The organism is Paenibacillus chibensis (assembly GCF_004001045.1).
GTDB classification, from domain to species: domain Bacteria; phylum Bacillota; class Bacilli; order Paenibacillales; family Paenibacillaceae; genus Paenibacillus_AQ; species Paenibacillus_AQ chibensis.
On sequence record NZ_BIMK01000033.1, the window covers coordinates 36,530 to 42,690 of the forward strand.

General features: G+C 52.6%; 6 protein-coding genes. 5 read left to right on the top strand and 1 reads right to left on the bottom strand.

The window, feature by feature from the left end; translation table 11 throughout:
- Positions 1–72 precede the first annotated feature (72 nt).
- Entirely contained in the window at positions 73–852 is a 780-nt protein-coding gene (locus tag PCH05_RS21630; RefSeq protein WP_127605785.1) for a DODA-type extradiol aromatic ring-opening family dioxygenase, read from the top strand.
- Positions 853–935: 83 nt separating this feature from the next.
- Here the strand turns inward: PCH05_RS21630 and PCH05_RS21635 are convergent, their stop codons facing one another.
- The gene (locus tag PCH05_RS21635; protein WP_127605788.1) at positions 936–1,478 is read right to left on the bottom strand and encodes a DoxX family protein; all 543 of its coding nucleotides are present in this window, start codon (positions 1,476–1,478) and stop codon (positions 936–938) included.
- A gap of 382 nt (positions 1,479–1,860) precedes the next feature.
- On the opposite strand from PCH05_RS21635, the gene PCH05_RS21640 reads away from it, so the two are divergent.
- The 4 genes from PCH05_RS21640 (at position 1,861) to corA (ending at position 6,007) form a co-directional block, all read left to right on the top strand.
- Positions 1,861–2,970: a DUF3048 domain-containing protein gene (locus PCH05_RS21640; RefSeq protein ID WP_127605790.1), complete on the top strand. Its 1,110-nt coding sequence runs from the start codon at positions 1,861–1,863 to the stop codon at positions 2,968–2,970.
- 234 nt (positions 2,971–3,204) lie between these two features.
- Entirely contained in the window at positions 3,205–3,819 is a 615-nt protein-coding gene (locus PCH05_RS21645; protein ID WP_127605792.1) for a DUF47 domain-containing protein, read from the top strand.
- Positions 3,820–3,833: 14 nt separating this feature from the next.
- Complete coding sequence (locus PCH05_RS21650; protein ID WP_127605794.1) at positions 3,834–4,829, top strand: inorganic phosphate transporter; 996 nt, start codon at positions 3,834–3,836, stop codon at positions 4,827–4,829.
- A gap of 218 nt (positions 4,830–5,047) precedes the next feature.
- The gene (gene corA, locus PCH05_RS21655) at positions 5,048–6,007 is read left to right on the top strand and encodes a magnesium/cobalt transporter CorA (RefSeq protein ID WP_127605796.1); all 960 of its coding nucleotides are present in this window, start codon (positions 5,048–5,050) and stop codon (positions 6,005–6,007) included.
- Positions 6,008–6,161 lie beyond the last annotated feature (154 nt).

A 6,161-nucleotide genomic window follows, 5' to 3' on the forward strand; every position in this document is an offset into this window, starting at 1 on the left:
GATTGGAATTATCTCTTCATACACGGTAAAATATAAGTAGCAACTTATACTGGCGTGTGGAGGTTGACATCGATGACATTACCATCTTTATTTGTAGCGCACGGTTCACCTATGCTCGCCCTGGAAGACAACGGATACACACGCTTTCTGGAGCAGCTGGGACAAGAGCTTCCGAAGCCGGAAGCCATCGCCGTTTTCTCGGCGCATTGGGATAGTCCCGACCAGTCCGTCAGCGTGGATGAGTCCCACGGCACGATGCATGACTTTTACGGGTTTCCCGAAGCCATGTATGAACTGCGGTATCCGGCTCCGGGCTCTGCATCGCTTACCCAGCAGATTGGGCAGCTGTTTGACGCAGGCAATCTGCCGTATCAGCCGGTTCTTGGCCGGGGGCTGGATCACGGGGTATGGGTCATTTTGCAAAAAATGTATCCGAATGCCGATATTCCGGTCGTGGAGCTGTCCGTGGACTCCAGACGTTCACCTGCGGAGCAATACACGATCGGCGCCATGCTGAAGGAGCTGCGCCAGCAGAATGTGCTGGTGATCGGCAGCGGCGGTCTTGTGCATAATCTGCGCATGATCGGCCAGTCGGAAGAAGCCGACCCGTGGGCGGTGGAGTTCGATGAATGGATCGCAGGCCAGCTGGGAAGCTGGAAGTTAAACGAGTTGTTCGATTACGACAAAAAAGCTCCGTATGCCCGCCAGGCGGTGCCTTCCTACGGTACGGAGCATTTCGTTCCCCTGTTTTACGCCATGGGTGCAGCGGATGATGACCGCCGGGCCGAGCGCCTCTTTCAGGCTTACCAGTACGGTAGCCTCAGCCTGAACTGCTGGATGTTCGGCTCGTAAGAGGGCACTGATCATGAACGTAAGCGAGCCGGGCTGGAAGTTCCAGCCCGGCTCTTTGTGGTGGATTTGCATCATGGGTTCGTTTAAGCGGCGCCTTTGTGTTTCGTCATTCCGCCTTGCGGAGCAGGAGCGGGAGCGTGCACATGACCTTTGTTGCGGAAGAGGCCCCGCAGGTAAGGCATTACCCAATGATCCAGTCCGATGCGTCCGGCGTTAGCGGCAGCGACCACGATGAAGATTTCAAGCAGAAGCATTTGTGCGTTGGTGCTTACGGTGCCCGAGAAGAGGAACGCGAAGTTCATCACCATGGCCATCAGTGCCGCGAAGGTGGTGAAGGTACCCAGGATAAGTCCCAGGCCTACCAGCGTTTCACCCAGCGGGATGACGACGTTGAACAATTTCACTCCAGGCAGTGCGCCATGTTCCAGGAAGGCCGCCCACCAGCCTTGCACGGCGGGGTGATCACCACTTGCTTTGGCGATGGCGCCCTGCAGGAAGCCTCCCGCATCGAACCCGCCTGTTAATTTCTCGATGCCGCCTTTGATCCAGGTATATCCAAGGTAGATCCGGACCACCGTCAGTAACCACATTGCCACTTTGTTGTTTCTCAGCCAGTTGTTGAACATTACAATCCACTCCTCAATTGTTTTAATGGTATGAACAGAAGCTTCTGAGTCGTTTGTCTTGGTGTTTCGCTTCTATGTTTTTGTTGGAAGATGATCATCTCTTTCATGTCTTTATTATATGTGAATAATTTCACATATCATGTGATTTAAATCACAATTTTAAATAAAATTTAAAATTAATTTATGAAGGTCTCTTTTTGGGATGAAATAAGCGAAATCGAAGCTATAAACGCAATCCGGGGAATGTCGCTTAGGTTATCAAAGACAAAACCGGCTATTTATGCTTAAATGGGAGGAAAAGGAAGACTGAAGGGACGACGGGAGAAGACAACGAATCGCTATGAAGCGAACCGGGAGAGAAGCAAAGGGGGACATTTGTCATATGGGAAAACAGGATGTAACTGGAGCAAACAGGGGGTACAAGCTGGGAAGCGGTTTGATTTGTCTATTGCTATGCGGATCGCTGCTCGCTGCCTGCGGTCAGCAGAAAGCGGATGCGCCCAAGGCCCCGGCCGTGGAGGAACAGACGCCTTCGGAGGATCCGGCGCAAGAAGATCCGATTTCATCGGGCGAGCCGGAAACGGCTGCTTTCACGGCACCCTTAACGGGGCTGCCAATGGATCATGCTGCAGCGGTGCGTCCGCTGTCCATCATGATCAACAACGCGCCGGCCGCGCGCCCGCAGTCCGGGCTGACCCAGGCGGACATCGTGTATGAGGTGCTGGCCGAGGGCGGCATCACGCGTTTGATCGGCATTTTTCAGAGCAGGGGAACCGATGAGAAAATCGGCCCGATCCGCAGCATCCGTCCGTACCTGATCGATATCGGCGAAAGCTACGGCGGGGTTCTCGTGCATGCGGGCGGCAGCAATGACGCGTATGCGATCCTGCAAAAGCAGCATAAGGAAGATCTCGATGAAATCGGCAACGCAGGGGCATACTTTTGGAGAGACAAAACGCGCAAGGCTCCGCATAACCTCTATTCGGACGCAGACAAGCTCCGGCAGGGCGCAGACAAGCGCGGGTACAAAAAGGAAGTGGATATCCCGGCGTACACGTTCCGGGCCGAGGAGGACCTTCCAGAGGGCGACGATGCATCCGGGGTGGATATTACCTTTCTTCTGAAAAGCTACAAGGTAACGTATGCGTATAATGCGGCAGGCAAGATGTACCTGCGTTCGATCAATGGCAAACCGCATATCGACTTGAATACGGGAGAGCAGCTGACGGCAACGAATGTGGTGGTGCTGGGAGCGGACCATGAGACGCTGGATGATGTCGGCCGCCTGGCTGTTGATCTCGAAAAGGGCGGAGAGGCGATTCTGCTTCAGCGGGGCAAGGTAATTCAGGGCCGCTGGGTACGCGCCAAGGGGGATGTGATCCGCTTCGTGAAGGACGGGAAGGAAGTGCCTTTATACCCGGGTACCACATATTTCAATATCGTTCCGAATGCGCCAACCTTCGACAGCCATATCCAACTCCATCAGCCATAAGGCTTTACGTCTCGTCCGATTTGAAAATCCTGGAATCCGTTATTCCAGCCCTTGGATAATTTTGCGCAAGAATGGGTAATTTATCGTATGAAACCCTGTCCGGGCCTTTACATTCCGTTAAAATACAAAGGCGGTTATCTTTACAAACAGCGCCGCGGATTGATAAAATAGTTAGGGTTGTCATCTTTTCTGTTTTGGCGCGTTCACGGCAATTTTAAGTAAAGGGGTTATCGTATGAAATTGAAGAAAAAGGACGTATTTTTCCAGACCTTGGAGAATATGGCCGATACGATTGTACAAGCTGCCGATTATTTCGCACAGCGTGTAGCCAATCTCGAAGATGTGCTTCTTTTTGCCAATGAAATGAAGAAGTTTGAGTCGCAGTGTGACGAGTATACACACACCATTATTACGGAACTCAACAAAACGTTTATAACGCCGATCGAACGCGATGACATTATGGATTTGACAACCACTTTGGATGATGTAATGGACGGGCTGGAAGCTTGCGCTTCACGTTTTGATATGTATCATCTGCCGGACCCTGACGATTATATCGTACAGTTTGCGGAAATTTTGCGGCAGTCGGCTTATGAGATTCAGAAGGCGATTCATTTGCTGTCCCAGAAAAAACTGCTTGCGATCCGTGAGTATACGATCCGTCTGAACGATCTGGAGAACCAAGGGGACGAGCTGCTTCGCATCTGCATCAAAGAGTTGTTCGCGAAAGTGACGGACCCGATTGAGCTGATCAAGCGCAAAGAGATTTACGAACGGCTGGAAACTACCACCGACGCTTGCGAAGACGTGGCCAATATGCTGGAATCGATCATTATGAGCAACTCGTAAGGGGCCTACAAAACATGGATACATCATCATCATTAGTCGTTATAGGCATTGTAATTTTCCTGGCGCTGGCGTTTGACTTTATTAACGGGTTTCATGACACGGCCAACGCGATTGCAACCTCGGTATCGACGCGCGCGCTGAAGCCGCGTACGGCGATCATCCTGGCAGCGGTGATGAACTTCGTCGGTGCGATCCTTTTTACAGGGGTTGCGAAGAAAATCGGCGGCAGCGTAACGGATCCGACAACGCTTGATAACGGGCTAGAGGTGGTCATAGCCACATTGCTGGCTGCGATCATCTGGAACCTGGCAACCTGGTGGCTCGGCATTCCTTCTTCCTCCTCGCATGCGCTTATCGGTGCACTCGCGGGTGCTGTCTTTGTTGGAGCCGGTTCAAGCCACATCAAATGGAGCGGCTTTATCGAAATCGTCGAGGGTCTTCTCTTATCTCCGTTGATTGCCTTTGTCATCGGTTATATTATCATGACGATTCTCAAGTGGATTTTCGCGAAAAAGAGTCCGCATACCGTGAATAAGGGCTTCCGCACCATGCAGATCCTTACCGCTGCGGCGCAGTCTTTTACGCACGGCACGAACGATGCGCAAAAAGCGATGGGGATTATCACTTTTGCCCTCGTAACCTCCGGACACTTGGATCATCTCGAAGTACCGCTTTGGGTTAAAATTGCGGCAGCGACCTCCATGGCGCTCGGCACATCCATCGGCGGCTGGAAGATCATCAAGACCATGGGCACGAAAATTTTCAAAATCGAACCGATCAACGGGTTTGCGGCCGACTTTACCTCCGCTTCCGTCATTTTCGGCGCGACTCTGCTGCACCTGCCCGTCAGCACAACCCATGCGGTAACATCCGCCATTCTCGGGGTAGGCAGCGCGAAGCGTTTCTCCGAAGTGAAATGGTCGCTGGCCGGACGGATCGTGATTACATGGTTCATTACCATTCCGATCTCCGCCATCTTGGCAGGCATTATTTATAAAATATTATTTTAGACAAAACAATAGGATTAGAGTGGGGGCCAATCGATGAGGTTGGCTTTTTTGTATGCCCGTAAGCGCATCATTTCCTGTAAGGGCAGCAGATACTGTACAATATAGGCTGTAGCATGGCGGCAGCGGACCGGTTCGAAATAGGCACATTTGCGTCCCGCCGCTGCAGCACCGGAGGATTCAAAGCATTTTTTTGGGCTGAAAGGGGTTCGCAATAATCAATGATACGCACGCTGGCTATTACCCGCTCGCATGAGGTCGTGACCGGAATTCCGCTGGAGAAGCTCCAGCCGGAGGATTATGCCTGGATCTGGGTGGACTTTAATGCACCGACGCCGCAGGAATCGGCGCTTTTGACTACATATTTTCATTTCCATCCGCTCGCGGTGGAGGACTGCCTGCATGTGCTGCAGCGTCCGAAGCTGGACTACTACGAAGACCTGCAGTTTTTCGTGCTGCATGCGCTGGACCCGGAAACGCTGCGGGTCGAAGAGGTCGATCTGTTTCTTGGCCAGAACCTGATCGTGTCCTTTCACAGCTCCGTGCTGCAGGAGGTGGACGAGGCCTGGGCGGAGATCATCCAGCATGCCCATGACCGCAAAATCTGGTCGCGCGGACCGGTCTCCTGCGCCTATAACGTCATGGATAAGCTGGTAGATAAGTATTTTCCGAGCGTGTTCAGCATCGAAGACGAGCTGGCAGAGCTGGAGAACCGCGGCAGCACCGAATCCATCGAAGACCTGATGAACCAGGTGTTCGACCTGCGGGGACGCCTGCTAAAGCTGCGGCGCACGGTGGTGCCGATGCGCGACCTGATGTATCGGATCGTGAACTCCCAGCATGTCCAAAGCAATAATGAGCATAAGGTATATTTTGGCGATATTTACGACCATCTGCTGAAGCTGACCGACATGATCGAGGCCGACCGCGAAATGACGGCGGACCTGCGCGACAGCTATATTTCGCTCAATTCCAACCGGATGAATTCGATCATGAAGACGCTCACCGTGATCACGACCGTGTTCATGCCGCTGACGCTGATCGCAGGCATCTACGGGATGAACTTCGCCCGCATGCCGGAGCTTGCCTGGCCATGGGGTTATCCGGCGGTGCTCCTGCTGATGTTCGTGCTCGGCGGCGGAATGGTGATGTGGTTCCTGAAGCGGGGCTGGTTTAAGTAGGAAGGGAACAGGTCATGCAATACGTATGGGATGATGGGAATGAAGCCGCTCTCGGAGCGGCTTTTTTGTTAAGAGATCAGAAAGTATAAGTTTCGAAGCCTCCGCATCCTGATCTCGCAAGAAAAACTACAGTTAAGCGCGGTCTGACTCCATT